This window comes from Arthrobacter sp. JDC6 (assembly GCF_056484025.1).
Window position 1 is genome coordinate 3,825,329 of the sequence record NZ_CM151278.1, and the last position, 18,172, is coordinate 3,843,500.

An 18,172-nucleotide genomic window follows, 5' to 3' on the forward strand; every position below is an offset into this window, starting at 1 on the left:
GGAAACCCTCGAGATCGCCGGGAATTTGCGGCGAACCCGGCAGTTTCCGGCGAGCTCGACGTGTGGCTAGCGCCGGGGGATGTTGCGCAGGTTGCTGCGGGCCATGCTCACGGCCTCGCCCGCCCCGCGGTTGAGGACCACCTTGGACATGGCCGTAGCGAACCCGATCACCTGGGAACCGGAAATCTTCGGCGGGATGGACAGCGCCTTGGGATCGGTGATCAGCTCCACCAGTGACGGGCCCGGGTGGGCGAAGGCCTCCCGGTACGCCGACTCGATCTGCGCAGGATCGGTCACCCGCACGGCATGGAAGCCCAGGGCTTTGGCCACGGCCGCATAGTTGGCGTCCGGCACGTCCACGCCGAAGTCGGGCAGCCCGTCCACCAGCATCTCCAGCTTGACCATGCCCAGGGTGGAGTTATTGAACAGCACCACGTTGACTGGCAGCTTGTACGCCGCCGCGGTGATCAGCTCGCCCAGCAGCATGGACAGCCCGCCGTCACCCGAAACCGAGATGACCTGGCGGCCCGGGTTGGCCAACTGGGCCCCGATGGCATGCGGGAGGGCGTTGGCCATGGAGCCGTGGAGGAAGGACCCGATCAGCCGGCGGGTGCCCAGCGGGTTGATGTAGCGCGCGGTCCAGACGTTGCACATGCCGGTATCGGCCGTGAAAATGGCGTCCTCCGCCGCCACTTGGTCCAGCAGCGAGGCCGCGTACTCCGGGTGGATGGGCTGCTTCTTCTCCACTTTGCGGGTGTAGGCGCCCACCGCCTTGTTCATCAGCCGGTCGTGCTTCTTGAGCATCTGGTCCAGGAACCGGCGGCTCTTCTTCGCCTTCACCAGCGGCAGCAGTGCGCGCAGGGTGGGGAGCACGTCGCCGTGGACGGCGATGTCGACGTCGGTCCGGCGGCCCAGCCGGTGCGCCGCCCGGTCCACCTGCGCGGTCCTGGTGTCGGGCAGGAACTGGTCATACGGGAAATCCGTGCCGAGGAGGATCAGCAGGTCCGCGTCCTCGATCCCCTCCGCCGCGGCACCGTAGCCCAGCAGCCCGGTCATGCCGATATCGAACGGGTTGTTGTACTGGACGAAGTCCTTGCCGCGGAGCGAGTGCCCCACCGGCGCCTTCGCCAGCTCCGCGAGCGCCATCAGCTCGCTGTGGGCGCCTTCCACGCCGGCACCGGCGAAAATGGCCACCTTCCCGGCGTCGTTGATGGCGTCCGCCAGCGACTGGACGCTTGCCGGGTCCGGGACCAGGCTGGCCGGCCGGAACGTGGCGGGAAGCGGCGTGGGTGCCGTGGCTTCCAGGCCGGCGATGTCACCTGGAAGGGTCACGACGGCGACTCCGCCGAGTCCCAGCGCGTGCTGGATGGCGCTGTGCATCACGCGGGGCGCCTGCTCCGCGGTGCTGACCAGCTCCGAATACACCGAGCACTCGTTGAACAGCCGGTCCGGGTGGGTTTCCTGGAAGAAGCTGCTGCCTATCTGCTTGCTGGGAATGTGCGAGGCGATGGCCAGCACCGGCGCGCCGGACCGGTTGGCGTCGTAGAGGCCGTTGATCAGGTGCAGGTTCCCGGGGCCGCAGGAGCCGGCGCAGACTGCGAGCTTGCCAGTGAGTTGCGCCTCTGCAGCCGCGGCAAAGGCGGCCGCTTCCTCATGGCGGACGTGGATCCAGTCGATGCCGCCCTTCGCGGCGCCACCCGTTTGGCGGACGGCGTCCACGATCGGATTGAGGCTGTCACCCACGATCCCGTAGATCCGCTGCACGCCGGCAGCCTGGAGTTGTTCGATGAGCTGGGTGGCAAGTTCCTTGGCCATGGGTGCAGACTCCCGCGTTTGTGGTGGTGGCTGACATGGCCCAATATAGTCCGCCTACCTGGGCTGGCACCTGACGGGCATGCAGAGGAGGCGTACGACGGCGGCCTGGCAGCCGCCGTCGTACGCCTCCTTGGGGAGCTGGCCCCCGGGTGCCGCTAAAGGCTACCGTCCGGCACCCACGCGCTCTTCGCCGTCGGCCGCGTTGGATGCCCATGCGTGGCCCTGTTCGGCGTCGAGGTGCGTGGCCTTCTTGTTTTTCAGGGCGAAGATGTAGACCACCAGCGAGATGGCCACCGCCACTGTGACGTAAGTGAAGAACAGGTCCTCCCGTCCGGACTTCTGGAAGGCGGCACCGATCAGCGGCACGGTTCCGCCGAAGAGGGAGTTGGCGATCGCGTAGCCCAGGCCCACGCCCAGGGCACGGATGGAGGCCGGGAAGAGCTCGGCCTTCACCAGGGCATTGATGGAGGTGTAGCCGCCCACGATCAGCAGGCCGCCCATCATCAGCAGGAACGCGGTGAATGGATCCTTGGTGCCGGCGAGCGTGGACAGCAGCGGCCAGGTGAACAGCACACCGGTGATGCCGAACCAGAGCAGCAGGGGCTTGCGGCCCACCTTGTCCGAGATGATGCCGTAGACGGGCTGCAGCAGCATGAAGATGAACAGGGCCCAGAAGTTGATCACGGAGGTGTCGGTCTTGGCGATGCCGGACGTATCGTTCATGAACTTCAGGATGAAGTTGGTGTAGGTGTAGAAGGCCACGGTGCCGCCAAGGGTGATGCCAATGCAGACCAGCAGCGGCTTCCAGTAGCCGGTGAACAGCAGCTTCATGGTTCCCGGCTGGGCCTGGCCGGCCACGGCGGGAGTCTTTGCGGCGTTGATCTGTTCGGCGGAGACGGTCTCCTCCATGGAGCGGCGCAGCCACAGGACGATAAGGGCCGCCACGCCGCCGATGGCAAACGGGATCCGCCAGCCCCACTCGTTCAGGTCGCCCTTGGGCATGGCGTTCTGCAGGATCACCAGGACCAGCAGGGCCAGCATCTGGCCACCGATCAGGGTGACGTACTGGAAGCTGGAGAAGAATCCGCGCCGCTTAGTGGTGGCCGCCTCTGACATGTAGGTGGCGCTGGTGCCGTATTCACCGCCCACCGAGAAGCCCTGGATCACCCGGACCAGCACCAGCAGGATCATGGCCCACAGGCCGATCACGTCCTGCGTCGGCAGCACCGCGATCGCGAATGAACCGGCGGACATCATGGTGACGCTCAAGGTCAGCGCTGCTTTGCGCCCCTTGCGGTCCGCGTACCGGCCGAAGAACCAGGCGCCGATGGGGCGCATGAGGAACGACGTCGAGAACACGGCCATCGCTTCGAGGCCTGCCTGGAGCTCGTCCTTGGAGTTGAAGAAGTGGGCCTGGAAGTAGGCGGCGAAGACGGTGTAGACGTAGAGGTCGTACCATTCCACAAGGTTGCCGGCGGAGCCCTTCAGGATATTGCCCACGGCCCGTCGGGTCTGGGCTGCCTCCGATGGGGGTGCGGTCTGTTGGGTGCTCATCGGCGAGTTCCTCCTTGTAGTGACGGCGGCCTCCGGCAGCGGAGGGCCTCATCCACGGTATGGGTGATCCACCGCACAACCAACGTTGTGGGGCATTTCCTAACACTTCCTTAGGATTCGGCGCCCGGCTCCGCTGTTCTGCCCGCTGCAGCCGGGCAAATCGGGCCGGCACGCGGTAATCTCACCAAGCGGGGGTGAACCGGACCCCGCACTACAGCAAGGAAGATGGCCATGGACGTGCTGATCGTCGAGGACGACGACGCCATGGCCGGTGCCCTGACCGCCGCCGTCGAAAGCGCCGGCCATCACCCGCAGCGGCTGTCCCGGGGTGCGGACGCGCTGCTCTCGCACCGGAACTTCCAGGTGATCCTCCTGGACCTGGGGCTTCCGGACATGGACGGGCTGGAGGTGCTGCGCAAGCTGCGGCAGGTCACCGACGTGCCCATCCTGATCCTGACCGCCCGCGACGACGAACGCAGCGTGGTGCTCGGGCTCCGCTCCGGCGCCGACGACTACCTGGTCAAGCCCGTGAAGCTGGTGGAGCTGCTGGCCCGGATTGAAGCCGTGACGCGGCGGGCGGGACGGAGCCGCGGGACACCACAGGAGGACGTTATTGTCCTGGACGACCTTGCCATCGACCTCAACCGGCGCACCGCATCCAAGGGAGGTGACCCGCTCCCCCTCACTGCCACGGAATTCGAACTCCTCGCATTGCTGGCACGGCATGCCGGCTCTGTGGTCACGCGTGAGCAGATCCTGGACGCCCTGTGGGGCGATGCGTTCCTGGCCTCTTCCCGGTCCCTGGACGTGCACCTCACCGGGCTGCGGGCAAAACTGCAGAAACCCGGTTTCATCATCAATGTCCGCGGGGTGGGCTACCGGGTGGAGGCGGCCGGCGCATGAGGCTCCGGGTGCTGGGCGTCCTCAGCGTGCTCTGCCTGGTGGTGGTCTTCCTGATTTCGGGGACCATCCTGGGGTCTGCCTCCCGCGAGCTGACGCAGGAACTCCAGATCAACCGGGCGGCGTCCCTGAACCGGCTGGCGCAGGTCGCTTTTGATGCCGCGGGCGACGGCGACACCGTGCGGCTGCAGCGGGAGATGGACACCTATTCCGGGCTTTACGGGGAAGGAATCGTAGTACGGGTCCAGCAGGACACGCTGGCGTCCGGCGGCCTGGATGCAGGGCGGTCCGACGTGCAGGATGCCCTGTCCCTTGCCCGGCTGAACGTGAGCAACACATCCCTGGAACCGCTGGAGCCCTTCGGTTCCAGTTCCCGCGTCATCTTCAGGCCCTTCGGCAGTGCCAGCCAGGTCCTGGGCGCCGTGGTCCTTGACGTCCGCGCCGGCACGGCGCAGCAAAAACTCCGGGAGCGGTGGCTCGCGGTGGGTATCGCTGCGCTTGCCTTGGCTGCCGTGCTGCTGGTGGGCGCCGCGCGGGTCACCGGCTGGGTGCTGCGGCCCGTCCTGCGGCTGGACTCAGCGGTACACGAGCTGGAGCGGACCGGGCGGGCCGGGCGCCTCCCGGACGACGGACCGCCCGAACTGCGGGAACTGAGCCGGTCCTTCACGGCGATGGCACGGACCGTGAGCGCCAGCATGGCGGCCCAGCGGCAGCTGATCTCGGACGCGTCCCACCAGCTGCGGAACCCGGTGGGGGCACTCCGGCTGCGGCTGGACCTGCTACAGCTCGAGCTGAAGACCGCCCGCGAGCACGACGCCGCCGAGCGGGCCCTGGCGGAGCTTGAGCGGGTGGAGGAGATCCTGGACGGGGTCCTGAAGCTCGCCGCCGCGGAGCACAGGGCATCCGAAGGGTACCTGCGGGCGTCCGGCACTCCCGCAGACCATGCGGCCGCCCAGCCCGTGGACCCGTTTCCCATCCTCCAGGGGGAGCTGGAGCGGGCAGCACCGCTGGCGGAGCAGGCCGGTTGCCGGCTGGTCCTTGCCGCGGCGCCGCAGCCGGCGGCACTGGTTGCCTGCCACCCGGCAGAACTGGCGCAGATGGCCGGCGAACTGCTCAACAACGCCATCAAGTACGCCCCGGGCGCCACCGTCACCGCTGCCGTGCGGACGGAAAAGGACGCGGTGGTGGTGGTGGAGATTTCCGACGACGGGCCGGGGCTTTCGGAGTCCGAGCGCGCCTCGGCTGCCACCAGGTTTTGGCGGTCTCCGAGGCACTCTTCGGTTCCGGGGACCGGACTGGGCATGACCATTGTGGGCGAGCTTGCCGCCGCGAACGGGGCCCGGCTGGTGCTGGCCGAAGCGGCCCCCCACGGTCTCGCGGCCCGGATCCGGTTCCCCACCCCATCGGCGGCCCAGCTGGCAGTTGGGTCCGGCAGGGATGGTGCCCGTGCGTGAACCTGGCGCCCCGGGCGGTGCTGCCGCCCACCCGCGGCGGCGTTCCGTGCTCAAGTCAGCCCTCGCCGTCGGACTCTCCGCATGCCTGCCGCCTGCGCTCAGTGCCTGCACCGGCGGGGACCGGCCGGAGAGCCTCATTGTGGCGGGCGGCGAACCGGGCGGTTTCTACCTTGAGTTCGCAACCCTGCTGGCCGCTGCCCTGGAACGCCACGGATTGGCGCAGCACGCCAGGGCCGTGACCACCGGGGGAAGCCTGGACAACATCGCGGAACTGCGGGCCGGACGGGCAGCGTTTGCTGTGGCCCTGGCGGATGCTGCGAACCAGGAGCCGGGCGCTGACGCCGCCGGGATCGCCGCGGTCGGCAAAGTGTATGAAAACTATGTCCACTGTGTAGTGCGGAAGGACAGCGGCATCCGGGAAATTTCCGGGTTGGCAGGACGCCGGGTCGCCGTGGGCCAGCCCGGCTCCGGCACGTCGCTGACCACGCCCCGGTTGTTCGAAGCGGCGGGGCTGGGTACCTCGGCAGGTGCCGCTGCGCCGCCAGCCGGAAGCGCCGCCGTCGAAAACCTTGGCCTGAATGACGGCATCGCCGCCCTCAAGGCAGGGGCCGTCGACGCCCTGTTCTGGTCCGGTGGCGTTCCCACTGCCGCCATCGCCGCGGCACAGCAGGAGGTGGCCCTGGGCCTTCTGGACCTGTCCGGCCTGCTGCCGGAACTGCGGCGGCGGTACGGCGGCATCTACGACCGCGTGCTCATCCCGGAGGGCAGCTATCCCGGCGTACCGGCGGTGTGGACGGTGGGCGCTCCCAACCTGCTCCTGTGCCGCCGGGACCTGGACAATGCCACCGTGGAGCGGACGGTTCAGCTGCTGGTGCACTCGGCCGCCGAGCTGATCCCGCAGTCCAGCCTGGGCGTGCAGTTCCTCAGCGCCGAAAGCCTCATCAACACCGCCGGCGTCCCCCTGCACCCGGCCGCGGCGGACGCGTACCGGGCGCTGCACGGCTAACCAAACGCCCGCTCACATTTGGCAGCACTTACGGCGACGCCCGCTCACGTTTGGCAGCACTTACGGCGACGCCCGCTCACTTTGGTCAAGAAAGTGAGCGGGCGTTCAGCGACAAGCTGCCAGAAGTGAGCGGGCGTTGTTCAGCTCCCCGAGTGGGCCTGCAGGAAGCTGTACACCTCGGTTTCGTCCACGCCCGGGAAGGCTCCCGGAGGCATGGCGGCGAGCAGGTGCGAGTGCGCCCGCGCTGAGGGCCACGCGTTGCCGGCCCACTGCGTGGCCAGTTCGGCTGGTGGCCGCTTGCAGCAGGTGGGATCCGGGCAGTTGGATGTGGCCCGCGCAGTGGTCTCCCGGCCGCGGAACCACTTAACGTGCTGGTACGGGACCCCGATGCTCAGGGAGAACTCCCCGGCGGCCGAGCGCTCGGTACGGGCGGTGCACCAGTAGGTCCCGGACGGCGTATCCGTGTATTGGCTGTACGCGCTGAACTTGTCCGGCACGTCGAACACCGCACGTGACGTCCAGGCCTTGCACGACGGCTGGCCCTCAATGGCGCCGGTATGGTCCTGGGGGAAGTTCACGCCGTCGTTCTCATACGCCTTGTAAATGATGCCGCTCTGGTGTGTCTTCTGGAAATGCGTGGTGATGCCCAGGTGCTTGGTGGCCAGGTTGGTGAACCGGTGCGCGGCGGTCTCGTAGGACACAGCGAACGCGTCCCGGATGTCCTCGACGGCGATTTCCTTGGCCGCCTTGGCTTTTTGCAGAAATTCCACGGTGGCCTGCTCGGGCAGGAGCAGGGCGGCGGCGAAATAGTTGGTGGCCACCCGCTGCGCGAGGAAGTCGCCGTAGTTCTTGGGCGTCTCGTGGCCCAGGACGTAATGCCCCAGGGCCTGCAGCAGCACCGAGCGGGGGTCGTGGTCCTGCCGCTGGCTCTGCGTCAGGTAAATTTTGCGGTTCTTCAAATCCGTCACTGAACGGGTGGAATGCGGCAGATCCCCCACATGGTGCAGGGTGAAACCGAGGTGCGCGGCGATGTCAGCAATGACGTGCTGGCTCAGCGGACCGGTGGTGTAGCCCACCTCCTTGAGGACCTTCTGGGCTTCGGCCTCATACTCGGGAAAGTAGTTGCCCCGTTCCCGCATCATCGCCCGCAGCTCACCATTGGCGCGGCGTGCTTCCTCGGGGGTGGCCACCTGCTCGTTCATCTTGCGTTCCAGCTCATGCAGCAGCCCCACCTGGGCCTCCAGGACATCCAGCGGCAGCCGTGAGCTGATGCGGATCCTGGGCAGGTCAAGGGACTCGTACAGCGGCCCCCGCTGGTACCGTTCCAGCTCAATCTCAAGGGCAGCCCGGCGGCTGGGTGGCTCGGCGCCGAGCAGCTGGTCGATGGTGACGTTCAGCGCTGCAGCAAGGTGCTGGAGCAGCGTCAGCTTGGGCTCGCGCTTGCCGTTTTCAATCAGGCTCAGCTGGCTGGGCGCGGTGCCGACGGCGGCGCTCAGGTCATCGAGCGTCAGCCCGGCCTGCTTGCGCAGATGGCGGACGCGGCGGCCCAGGGAGATGACATCGAGTTCGGCGGGGGCGGCGGAGGACGGCTGGGAAACGTCCCTGTTCCAGCTTGTAGGCGACATTTCTGAAGAATACGTGAAGAACTGCGTTTCTTTCCACACTTTCTATCTAGAAAGGGGGTTGAAAGTGCTGAAAAGTAGGTGTCACGGAAAGAAACACCGCACCGGATAAGCCGGTGGGAGCCTCAACGGCGCGGCTCCCACCTACTCCATCCGGAGCTCAATCAAGGAGATCAACGATGACCGCAGCATTTGAGCCCACCCAGCAGACGCCCGAAGAGCAGGCCGCCGCCCTGGAGCTCGAGTGGGCCGCCAACCCCCGCTGGGAAGGTGTGACCCGGGACTACTCAGCCTCCGACGTCGTCCGCCTCCGCGGCCGCGTCTCCGAAGAGCACACCCTGGCCCGCCGCGGCTCCGAGAAACTGTGGAAGCAGCTCACCGAAGAGCACAAGACCGGCGGCTACACCAACGCCCTGGGCGCCCTCACCGGCAACCAGGCCGTGCAGCAGGTCAAGGCCGGACTGCGCGCCATCTACCTCTCCGGCTGGCAGGTAGCCGCGGACGCCAACAACTCGGGCCACACCTACCCGGACCAGTCCCTCTACCCGGCCAACTCGGTCCCCACGGTGGTCCGGCGCATCAACAACGCCCTGCTCCGCGCCGACCAGATCGAATTCTCCGAAGGCATCCAGACCGTCGAGGACTGGCTGGTCCCGATCGTTGCAGACGCCGAGGCCGGCTTCGGTGGCCCACTGAACGCATATGAGCTCATGAAGTCCATGATCCAGGCCGGCGCCTCCGGCGTTCACTGGGAAGACCAGCTCGCCTCCGAAAAGAAGTGCGGCCACTTGGGCGGCAAGGTGCTCATCCCCACCCAGCAGCACGTCCGCACCCTGAACGCCGCCCGATTGGCAGCCGATGTCGCCGGCACCCCCACCGTCGTCATCGCCCGCACCGACGCCGAGGCAGCCACCCTGATCACCTCCGACGTCGACGAACGGGACCAGGAATTCATCACCGGCGAGCGCACCGCGGAGGGCTTCTACAAGGTCCGCAACGGCATCGAGCCCTGCATCGCCCGCGCCAAGGCCTACGCCCCCTACTCCGACCTCATCTGGATGGAAACCGGCACCCCGGACCTGGAACTGGCCCGCAAGTTCGCCGAATCCGTCAAGGCCGAGTTCCCGGACCAGATGCTCTCCTACAACTGCTCCCCGTCCTTCAACTGGCGCAAGCACCTGGACGACGACACCATCGCCAAGTTCCAGCGCGAGCTCGGCGCCATGGGCTTCACGTTCCAGTTCATCACCCTGGCCGGCTTCCACGCCCTGAACTACTCGATGTTCGACCTCGCCCACGGCTACGCCCGCGACGGCATGAGCGCCTACGTCGAACTCCAGGAAAAGGAATTCGCCTCCGAGTCCCGCGGCTACACCGCAACCAAGCACCAGCGCGAAGTCGGCACCGGCTACTTCGATGACATCTCCACGGCGCTCAACCCCAACGCCTCCACCCTCGCTTTGGTCGGATCGACCGAAGAGGGCCAGTTCCACTAGCAACTTACGACGGCGGGTGTTCCGTCCGGCCTTCGGACCGGCATCGCTCTGCCTGCTATTCCCCACGTCCGGCCTTGGGCTCGTAGAACTCGCCGAGGCCGGACGCAGGGCCCCTTTTACGCAGGCTGCCGCGACACCGGCTCCTCGGCCTCGTGCCTCAGTCGCCACCCTGCTGCTACCCGCCGTCGAACTTCCCTTTCGTCTTTAAGGAGACTGAAATGAACAGCTTTACTGACAGCTTCACGATCAATGGCGTTACCTTGACCGCCCAGCCCATTTGCCGGCAGGACGAGGTGCTGACTCCGGACGCCCTCTCGTTCGTTGCCAAGCTGCACCGGGCCACCGCTGAGCGGCGGCAGGAGCTGCTGCAGGCACGGCGGGCACGGCGGGCCGACATTGCCGCCGGGGCGGACCCCCGCTTCCTGCGGGAGACCGAGGAGATCCGGAATGATCCGTCCTGGCGGGTGGCTCCCCCGGCACCCGGGCTGGAGGACCGCCGTGTGGAGATCACCGGCCCGGTGGACAAGAAGATGACCATCAACGCCCTGAACTCGGGCGCGAAGGTGTGGCTCGCGGACATGGAGGACGCCTCCACCCCCACCTGGCGGAACGTCATCAAGGGCCAGCTGAACCTCACCGACGCCCTGGAACGCCGGATCGACTTCACCAGCGAAGAAGGCAAGGAATACAAGCTCCGCCCCGCCGGTGACCTGCCCACCATCGTGGTCCGCCCCCGCGGCTGGCACCTGCCGGAAAAGCACATGCTCATCGACGGCCAGCCCATCGCCGGCGGCATCGTGGACTTCGGCCTGTTCTTCTTCCACAACGCCCGCCGTCTCCTGGCCCAGGGCAAGGGCCCGTACTTCTACCTGCCCAAGATCGAGAACCACCTCGAAGCCCGGCTCTGGAACGACATCTTCATCCTGGCCCAGGACCTGCTCGGCATCCCGCAGGGCACCATCCGCGCCACGGTGCTCATCGAAACCATCACCGCGGCCTTCGAAATGGAGGAAATCCTCTACGAACTGCGCGACCACGCCTCGGGCCTGAACGCCGGCCGCTGGGACTACATCTTCTCCCTGATCAAGAACTTCCGCACCCGCGGCCCCCGCTTCGTCCTCCCGGACCGCGGCCAGGTCACCATGACGCAGCCGTTCATGCGCGCCTACACCGAACAGCTGGTCAGGGCCTGCCACAAGCGCGGCGCCATGGCCATTGGCGGCATGGCCGCGGCCGTTCCCAACCGCAAGGACCCGGAAGCCAACGCCAACGCCCTCGAAAAGGTCCGTGCGGACAAGACCCGCGAGGCCAACGACGGCTTCGACGGTTCCTGGGTAGCCCACCCGGACCTGGTGCCCGTCTGCCGCGAAGTGTTCGACGGCGTCCTGGGCAACAAGCCCAACCAGCTGGACCGGCTCCGCGAGGACGTCACCCCCGATGACCGCGCCCTGATTAACGTGGCCGCCACCACCGGCACCATCACCGAGCAGGGCATTCGGAACAACATCGAAGTGGGCATCCGCTATATCGAGTCCTGGCTGCGCGGCAACGGCGCGGTGGCCATCCACAACCTGATGGAGGACGCCGCCACCGCCGAGATCTCCCGGTCCCAGCTCTGGCAGTGGATCTACGCCCGGGCCATCACGGACCACGGCGAGATCATCAGCCACGAATGGGTGGAGGAACTCCTGGACGAGGAATTCGCCCGGCTGGAGCGCTTCGACGGCGACCGCTTCGAGGACGCCCGGGACATCTTCGAAGAAGTAACGCTGGCCCGTGAGTTCCCGTCCTTCCTCACCCTCCCCGCCTACGCCCGCTACCTCACCGAGGCCCGCGAAAAGGCCACCGTCGAGGAGCTGGCCGCAGCCTAGCCAGGGACCAGCACCACACACTTCCGTCCGCCGGGCCGGCACGCCCTCCGCAACAGGCCCCCCGAAATCCGGGGCGCCGGCCCGGCGACGGAGCAACCGCCACACCCCCGCTCACTTGGTGCGGGAAAACCAAGACGCCCGCTCACTTTCCCAAAGAAAGTGGGCGGGCGTTTGAGCGGCGGAACGTTCGACGGCGGACGCCCGCCTCAGCGCCCTTTCGGCACCTTCCGCACAGACAGGGTAGTGCTGACGAAGAAGGCCAGTACCGACACCAGGATGACCAGCAGTGCGGGAGTCCATGATCCCGAGCTGTCGTGGACGAAGCCCACCAGCGGCGGGGCCACTGCGGCGAGGCAGTAGCCCAGGCCCTGGACGGTGGCGGACATCCGGCCGGCGGAAGCCTGGTCGCGTGCCAGCTTGATGATGGCGATGAAGATCAGGGTAATGCCGCCGCCCTGCGCAATGCCGCCGGACGTGGACCACAGCCACCAGAGCTCAGGCAGCAAAAGCAGCCCGAGGGGAACCGCCAGCCACAACGTACCCAGGGTGACCGCCACCGCCGTCGTACTCATGTATTTGGCCGCGAAGGGCACGCCGAGGCCGCCCACGATGGCCAGGATCTGGAAGATCGAGGACGCGGCGCCCGCCTCGGACGTGGACATGGCGAGCTCGTCGTGGAGGTAGCTGGGCAACCATGCCGTGACGCCGTAGTAGGAGAACGCCTGGCCGCCGAAGCCGGCCGTGAGGCCGAAGGTGGTCCAGCCCGAACCGGCCGCCCGGGGCAGCGGCGCGTCCCCGCCGTCGTCCCCCGATACCAGGAACGCCGTCCGCGGTCCCACGGCCAGGACCCACACCACCACCGCGGCGACTGCCAGGACGGCGACGGCGGCCAGGGCCAGCCTCCACCCCGTCACGGCCGCCAGCGGGGCCATGGCCACCGAGGTCAGGAAGGACCCGATATTCAGGGCGGCGGTGTAGATTCCCATCGCTGTCCCCTGCCGGCGCGGCGCAAAATCACGGCGGATGATCAGCGGCACCGCGATGTTCCCCACGGTGATGGCCAACCCGATGACCACCGTGCCGGCCACCACCAGCACCGGGCCCCCGGCGGAGCGCACCAGCACGCCCGCCAGTACGCCCAGGATGGTCAGCGTGACCGCGAACTCGGCCCCGAATTTCCGGGCGGCCAGGGACGCCAGCGGAGCCGCGAGCGAGAAGCAGAGCACCGGAATGCTGGTGAGCAGTCCCAGCAGGACCGGCGAAAAGTGCAGTTCCGCCTGCATGGGGTCCACCAGGGGCGCGACGGCGACGAAGGGGCCGCGGAGGTTCAGCGCCAGCAGGCCGATGCAGGCCAGCAGGACCCAGCTCTTCGGGAGGCGGGAGAGGACGTGGCCGCTCACAGGGGCAAAATCGGGAATGGGCGTGGATTCATCACTCCCATTGCTATCATGCCCGGCGTGACGGGAGTTTCAGGCACCCTGCCATACGATGAACGTGACCCAAGGACGTAGGACACCGCGAAGGACAGCCATGACGCACCGCCTTGCCATCCTCGACGACTACCAGGACGTGGCCCACGGCTTCGCCGACTTCGCGGCCCTGGAGGCGAAGGGTGTCACCGTGACGTCCTACCGGGAGCCCTTCACATCCCCGGATGCGCTGGTGTCGGCGCTGGCAGACACCACCATGGTCATCGCGATGCGCGAACGGACGGCCTTCCCCCGTGAGGTGTTCGAAAAACTGCCGGCGCTTGAGCTGCTGGTCACCACCGGGATGGCGAACGCCTCCATCGACCTGGCGGCAGCTGCTGAACACGGGGTGACGGTGTGCGGTACGCCGGGTTCGCCCTCCGCTGCGCCGGAACTGACCTGGGCCCTGCTGCTGTCTATCGCCCGGCACCTGCCGGCGGAGGAAAACTCGCTCCGGGCGGGTACCTGGCAGTCGACGGTGGGGGTGGAGCTCGCCGGCAAAACCCTGGGCATCGTGGGTCTGGGGAAGATCGGCCGGCGGGTGGCCGCCTACGGGCAGGCGTTCGGCATGGACGTGGTGGCCTGGAGCCAGAATCTCACGGCTGAGGACGCCGCACAGGCCGGCGCCCGGCTGGTGTCCAAGGAGGAGCTCTTCACGGCAGCCGACATCGCCACCCTCCACCTGCGGCTCTCCCCCCGGTCCGAGAACACCGTGGGCGAGGCCGAGCTGCGGCTGCTGGGCCCGGACGGCATCCTGGTGAACACCGCCCGCGGCCCGCTGGTTGACCAGGACGCGCTGGTCACGGCGCTGAACCAGGGGTGGATCCGCGGCGCCGCCCTGGACGTCTTCGACCAGGAGCCCCTTCAGGCCGGCCATCCGCTCCTGGCCGCGCCGAACACCGTGCTCTCCCCCCACCTGGGCTACGTCACCCAGGAAAGCTACCGGCTGTTTTACGGCGGCGCCCTTGAGGACATCACCGCCTGGCTCGCCGGCGCCCCCATCCGGACCCTCACCGCCTGACCTGGAAGAAACGCATGACCCACACCATCCGCAGGGCAACAACGGACGACGCCGGCCCGCTCGCCGCCCTGGCTTCCGTCACCTTTCCGCTGGCCTGCCCGCCGTCGTCGTCACCTGCCGACATCGCCGCGCACCTGGCCAACACGCTCAGCGAAGAACACTTCAAGGGATACCTCGCGGACCCGGACACCACCATCCTGGTCATCGACGCGGACGGCCGGCTCAACGGCTACAGCCTGCTGGTGGACCGGCCAGCCGCGGATCCGGATGTGGCGTCCGTCCTGACCCTGCTGCCGTCCGTGGAAATCAGCAAATGCTACGTCCACCCGGACTACCACGGACTGGGCGCCGCCGCCGAACTCATGCATGCCAGCCTGGCGGCTGCTGCAGGGACCGGCGGCGCCGGGGCATGGCTGGGTGTCAACAGCCAGAATGCCCGCGCCATCCGCTTCTATGAAAAGTCCGGCTTCCGGAGGGTGGGTACCAAATCCTTCCGGCTGGGCAGCACAGTGGAGCATGATTTCGTGCTGGAGCGCGCACTGCAGTAGCGGTCCAGGTCCTTGATTAGCAGCGCCGCTGTCAGTGCAGCCTGCTGGCGTTCGCGCCGGCGCCCACCCTTTCCACCGGGTAGGCCAGCGGCGGACGCGGTTCGTCCAGGAGTTTCAGCCCCGGCGGGAGACCGTCGATGGTTCCGGTGGATCCGGCAGCGCTGATGGTCACCCGGCTGCTGTCCAGCAGGACGTTTTCCGCCCGGAACGAACCCACGGACTCCGGCAGGATCGGTGCCAGGTGCACCACCCCGCGGGTGAAGACGGGGTCGAACCGGAGCAGGATCCGGGCGAGCTGCACCGGCGCGGCCGCAGCCCAGGCTTGCGGTGAGCAAGCGGTGGGATACGGAACGGGGCCGGGAAATTCGCCGCGGTCAAAGCCGCAGAACAGTTCCGGCAGCCGGCCGTCAAAGTGCTCGGCAGCGTCGAGGATGCCCAAGGCCACCCGTCTGGCTTCGTCCACGAATCCGTAGCGCATCAGCCCGGTGGCCACCAGCGCGGTATCGTGTGGCCACACCGAGCCGTTGTGGTAGCTGACGGGGTTGTAGGCGCCCATGTCCGACGCCAGCGTGCGGATGCCCCAGCCCGTGAACATCTGCGGGGACATCAGGTTCTCCATGACGGACGTGGCTTTGTCCTCGTCCACCACCCCCGTCCATAGGCAATGGCCAATGTTGGAGGTCAGCGCATCAACATGCCGCTTGTCCTTGTCCAGTGCCACCGCGAAGTACCCCTTGTCCGGCAGCCAGAACTTCTTGTTGAACTCCTCCTTGAAAGCTGCCGCCTTTCCGGCCCAATGCTGTTCCAGCCCCGAATCGCCGCTCCAGTGGGCCAGCAAGGACCTGCCCAGGTAGGCGGAGTACACATAAGCCTGGACCTCGCAGAGGGCGATCGGCGCCTCCGCGATGGTCCCGTCCGCGAAGTTGATCCCGTCCCAGGAGTCCTTCCAGCCCTGGTTCACCAGGCCATGGTCGTTGGGCCGAAGGTATTCCACAAAGCCGTCGCCGTCGCGGTCGCCGTACTTTTCGATCCATTCCAGGGCCCGGTCCGCGTGCGCCAGCAAGGGCTGGATCGCATCCCGGGAGAGCCCCCACCGGCTCAACTCGCCCAGGGTGGAGACGAACAGGGGGGTTGCGTCGACGGTGCCGTAATATGCGGTGCCGCCCAACGACAGGCCGGCGGTGACACCAAGCCTGACCTCGTGCGGTATGCGGCCGGGTTCCTCCTCTGAGTCCGGGTCAACCTTCTTCCCCTGGATCCCGGCCAGGGTCTGCAGCGTGCCCAGCGCAAGGTTCGGGTTGACCATCAGGCTCATGTAGGAAGTCAGCAGCGAATCCCGTCCGAACAACGCCATGAACCAGGGCGCACCTGCGGCTACGGCGGCGCGGTCGGGGTGATGGGCGTCGAAGATCCGCAGGGCACCAAGATCGCTCTGGCTCCGGTTGAGCACGTTCTGGAAGCTTGCGTCCTCGACGCTGATCCGCGGGACGTTCTCTTCCCAGGCCAGATGCCGCCGCACACCTTCCCGGTGGTGCGGAGGCTGCCCTTCCTTGAAGGGCTTTTCCGGCGCCTCCCCGTTCACCAGCGGCACCACAATCACGCTGGTGGCCCATTTGCCCCGGGCAGGGACGGTGATGTGAAAACGCAACCCGTCCGTGTTCACCTCTGCACCCCGTGCCCCGATGGCGGAGCCCCGCTGCTGGCCATGCCGTGATGCCTCGATGATGAGCTTTCCATCCACCACGGTGCGCGTTGTATCGTCCGGGCCGGTGGTCCGCCCGCCCTTAACGTCGAAGAGATCGGCCTGATCCGCATCCACGAGGAGTTCGATGTCGCACTCAACAGGCTCCGCCGCGTAATTCTCCAGGCTGATGTCATCCTGCAGGCCGGGCCCGATGTGGCGGACCTGACGGACCACCAACGGGCTGTCGAACCTGCCCCCGGGCCACGCGGCACGGCCAACGAACGTGGCCTCGAACGGATGCGGCCGCTGGGCAGACAGCGGCTCCCGCATCGAGCCGTTGATGCGCAGCACCCAGCGGGAGATGATCCGGGTGTCCTGGAAGAACGCGCCGTTCGTGCCGGCGTCTGGGCTGATGTCGCCGGTTCCGGCCGATATGCAAAACGAAGAACCCTCCAGGACGGTGACGGCGCCGACGTCCGACCCGGAGGCCTCGTTGTCTTCGTTCCAGGCGGTCATGAAGGACTCCCTTCTCAGGCGATTTGCTGCCGGGGAGCCGGAAGGCCGCCCGCCCCCTTAACGATTTTGGTGCACGGGCGCGGCATCCGGAACCCCTCCGGGCAATCTGCCCGCCAGCAGTTCATCAAAGAGCCTCAGGTGCTGCGCCACCATCCGTTGGGCATTGAACCTCTCCTCCACTGATGCCCGGCACCGTTCCCTGCTCAAGCCGGCTGCTGCCTCAACGAAGCCGGGCAAATCCTCTGTCTGCCCCAGGAAGCCCGTCCGGCCATGCTCCACGATCTCGGGCGCTGAACCGATGCGCGTCCCGACGACGGGAGTGCCCGTGGCCAGCGCCTCGATCATCACCAGTCCGAACGGTTCGGACCACTGGATGGGGTTGAGGAAGGCCGTGGCCTCGCCCATCAGGCGGTACTTGGCGGCATCGTCCACTTCCCCCACGAAATCCTCGTTTGGGCCCAGCATGGGCTCGATGACCTCCCGGAAGTAGCGGACCTCGTCCTTCTCCCGCATCTTGACCGCTATCTTCAGGTGCATGCCCACCCTGCGGGCGATCGTGATGGCCTCAAGCAGCCCCTTGTCATGGCATGCGCGCCCCACGAAGCACAGGTAACCGCCGCGGCCGCTTCCCACCGGGACAGTGGAAACGTCCATGCCGTGATGGATCACCTGGGTGACGGGAACCTCGGGAGCGTGTGAAGCCTGGTCGCGGGAGATCGCCACGATTGCCACATCCGGCGCCATGGCCCGGTACAGGTCCTCTGCCTGCTTGTGGAGCGGGCCGTGGATGGTGGTGACCACCGGAACCTTGGCCGGACGGTGGGCGTAGAGCGGGCCGGCCAGCGTATGGTCGTGGATGATATCCACGTCCTGCAGCCCCTTGTAGGCCCGGATCACGTGGCTGAGTTCGGACATGGTTGAGCCAAGCTCGTCCCGGGACGCCGGCCGCATGCCCGGCACCAGCGGCACGGGGCATGTGCTTTCGGAAGGGGCGGCGAGCAGGACCTCGTGTCCGGCGGCCGCGAAGCCACGCGCCAGGGTGTCCACCACCCTTTCGATGCCGCCGTAAGTCAACGGAGGGATGGGAATCCAGGGTCCCGCAATCAGTCCAATTCGCATGTCTGGCCTCCAAGGAAGGGGCCCGAGCTCCCCAGCCGCCAGGCGCATCAACCCGCGGGACCGTTGGGGTCCCGTGGTGTTCTCATTTTGTTTGGCG

The 18,172-nt window shown here is 67.3% G+C and carries 13 protein-coding genes; 7 read left to right on the top strand and 6 right to left on the bottom strand.

From position 1 onward, the window contains the following. Positions 1–66: 66 nt before the first annotated feature. Entirely contained in the window at positions 67–1,815 is a 1,749-nt protein-coding gene (locus tag ACV095_RS17635) for a pyruvate dehydrogenase (protein ID WP_478222387.1), read from the bottom strand. Positions 1,816–1,977: 162 nt separating this feature from the next. Then, the gene (locus tag ACV095_RS17640; protein ID WP_478222388.1) at positions 1,978–3,369 is read right to left on the bottom strand and encodes an MFS transporter; all 1,392 of its coding nucleotides are present in this window, start codon (positions 3,367–3,369) and stop codon (positions 1,978–1,980) included. A 231-nt stretch (positions 3,370–3,600) separates the two neighbouring features. Here ACV095_RS17640 and ACV095_RS17645 point away from each other — a divergent pair, with 231 nt between their 5' ends. Genes ACV095_RS17645 through ACV095_RS17655 form a run of 3 tightly spaced genes read left to right on the top strand, consistent with a single transcriptional unit; the run spans position 3,601 to position 6,729 of the window. Beyond that, positions 3,601–4,272 (top strand): response regulator transcription factor, encoded by a 672-nt coding sequence (locus tag ACV095_RS17645; RefSeq protein WP_026266003.1) that lies wholly within the window; start codon positions 3,601–3,603, stop codon positions 4,270–4,272. Next, positions 4,269–5,723, top strand: a complete 1,455-nt coding sequence (locus tag ACV095_RS17650) for a sensor histidine kinase (RefSeq protein WP_478222389.1) — start codon at positions 4,269–4,271, stop codon at positions 5,721–5,723. The genes ACV095_RS17645 and ACV095_RS17650 overlap by 4 nt, the downstream gene beginning before the upstream one ends. Beyond that, on the top strand, positions 5,707–6,729 hold the full coding sequence (locus tag ACV095_RS17655) for a TAXI family TRAP transporter solute-binding subunit (protein ID WP_018770812.1): 1,023 nt from the start codon (positions 5,707–5,709) through the stop codon (positions 6,727–6,729). The genes ACV095_RS17650 and ACV095_RS17655 overlap by 17 nt, the downstream gene beginning before the upstream one ends. 140 nt (positions 6,730–6,869) lie before the next feature. Here the strand turns inward: ACV095_RS17655 and ACV095_RS17660 are convergent, their stop codons facing one another. Next, complete coding sequence (locus ACV095_RS17660; RefSeq protein ID WP_478222390.1) at positions 6,870–8,354, bottom strand: helix-turn-helix domain-containing protein; 1,485 nt, start codon at positions 8,352–8,354, stop codon at positions 6,870–6,872. Between the two features lie 176 nt (positions 8,355–8,530). Between ACV095_RS17660 and aceA the strand changes: the two genes are divergently transcribed. Then, a complete protein-coding gene (gene aceA, locus ACV095_RS17665; protein ID WP_478222391.1) occupies positions 8,531–9,847 on the top strand; it encodes an isocitrate lyase in 1,317 nt (438 codons plus the stop codon). Between the two features lie 218 nt (positions 9,848–10,065). Further along, positions 10,066–11,718: a malate synthase A gene (gene aceB / locus ACV095_RS17670; protein ID WP_224084265.1), complete on the top strand. Its 1,653-nt coding sequence runs from the start codon at positions 10,066–10,068 to the stop codon at positions 11,716–11,718. A gap of 206 nt (positions 11,719–11,924) precedes the next feature. On the opposite strand, the gene ACV095_RS17675 is transcribed toward aceB, so the two are convergent. Further along, complete coding sequence (locus tag ACV095_RS17675) at positions 11,925–13,118, bottom strand: MFS transporter (RefSeq protein ID WP_478222392.1); 1,194 nt, start codon at positions 13,116–13,118, stop codon at positions 11,925–11,927. A gap of 130 nt (positions 13,119–13,248) precedes the next feature. Between ACV095_RS17675 and ACV095_RS17680 the strand changes: the two genes are divergently transcribed. Both ACV095_RS17680 and ACV095_RS17685 read left to right on the top strand, forming a co-directional pair. Further along, complete coding sequence (locus ACV095_RS17680) at positions 13,249–14,208, top strand: D-2-hydroxyacid dehydrogenase family protein (RefSeq protein ID WP_478222393.1); 960 nt, start codon at positions 13,249–13,251, stop codon at positions 14,206–14,208. A 14-nt stretch (positions 14,209–14,222) separates the two neighbouring features. Next, positions 14,223–14,756, top strand: a complete 534-nt coding sequence (locus tag ACV095_RS17685) for an N-acetyltransferase family protein (RefSeq protein ID WP_478222394.1) — start codon at positions 14,223–14,225, stop codon at positions 14,754–14,756. 31 nt (positions 14,757–14,787) lie between these two features. Here ACV095_RS17685 and ACV095_RS17690 read toward each other — a convergent pair whose 3' ends face one another. Both ACV095_RS17690 and ACV095_RS17695 read right to left on the bottom strand, forming a co-directional pair. Next, positions 14,788–16,956, bottom strand: coding sequence for an amylo-alpha-1,6-glucosidase (locus ACV095_RS17690; protein ID WP_478222395.1), 2,169 nt, complete (start codon positions 16,954–16,956; stop codon positions 14,788–14,790). A gap of 57 nt (positions 16,957–17,013) precedes the next feature. Further along, positions 17,014–18,075, bottom strand: coding sequence for a glycosyltransferase family 4 protein (locus ACV095_RS17695; protein ID WP_478222396.1), 1,062 nt, complete (start codon positions 18,073–18,075; stop codon positions 17,014–17,016). Positions 18,076–18,172: the final 97 nt, after the last annotated feature.

Coding starts and splice junctions, on each gene's coding strand:
- ACV095_RS17635 (WP_478222387.1), bottom strand. CDS start 1,815: ATGGCCAAGGAACTTGCCACCCAGCTCATCGAACAACTCCAGGCTGCC.
- ACV095_RS17640 (WP_478222388.1), bottom strand. CDS start 3,369: ATGAGCACCCAACAGACCGCACCCCCATCGGAGGCAGCCCAGACCCGA.
- ACV095_RS17645 (WP_026266003.1), top strand. CDS start 3,601: ATGGACGTGCTGATCGTCGAGGACGACGACGCCATGGCCGGTGCCCTG.
- ACV095_RS17650 (WP_478222389.1), top strand. CDS start 4,269: ATGAGGCTCCGGGTGCTGGGCGTCCTCAGCGTGCTCTGCCTGGTGGTG.
- ACV095_RS17655 (WP_018770812.1), top strand. CDS start 5,707: ATGGTGCCCGTGCGTGAACCTGGCGCCCCGGGCGGTGCTGCCGCCCAC.
- ACV095_RS17660 (WP_478222390.1), bottom strand. CDS start 8,354: ATGTCGCCTACAAGCTGGAACAGGGACGTTTCCCAGCCGTCCTCCGCC.
- aceA (WP_478222391.1), top strand. CDS start 8,531: ATGACCGCAGCATTTGAGCCCACCCAGCAGACGCCCGAAGAGCAGGCC.
- aceB (WP_224084265.1), top strand. CDS start 10,066: ATGAACAGCTTTACTGACAGCTTCACGATCAATGGCGTTACCTTGACC.
- ACV095_RS17680 (WP_478222393.1), top strand. CDS start 13,249: ATGACGCACCGCCTTGCCATCCTCGACGACTACCAGGACGTGGCCCAC.
- ACV095_RS17685 (WP_478222394.1), top strand. CDS start 14,223: ATGACCCACACCATCCGCAGGGCAACAACGGACGACGCCGGCCCGCTC.
- ACV095_RS17690 (WP_478222395.1), bottom strand. CDS start 16,956: ATGACCGCCTGGAACGAAGACAACGAGGCCTCCGGGTCGGACGTCGGC.
- ACV095_RS17695 (WP_478222396.1), bottom strand. CDS start 18,075: ATGCGAATTGGACTGATTGCGGGACCCTGGATTCCCATCCCTCCGTTG.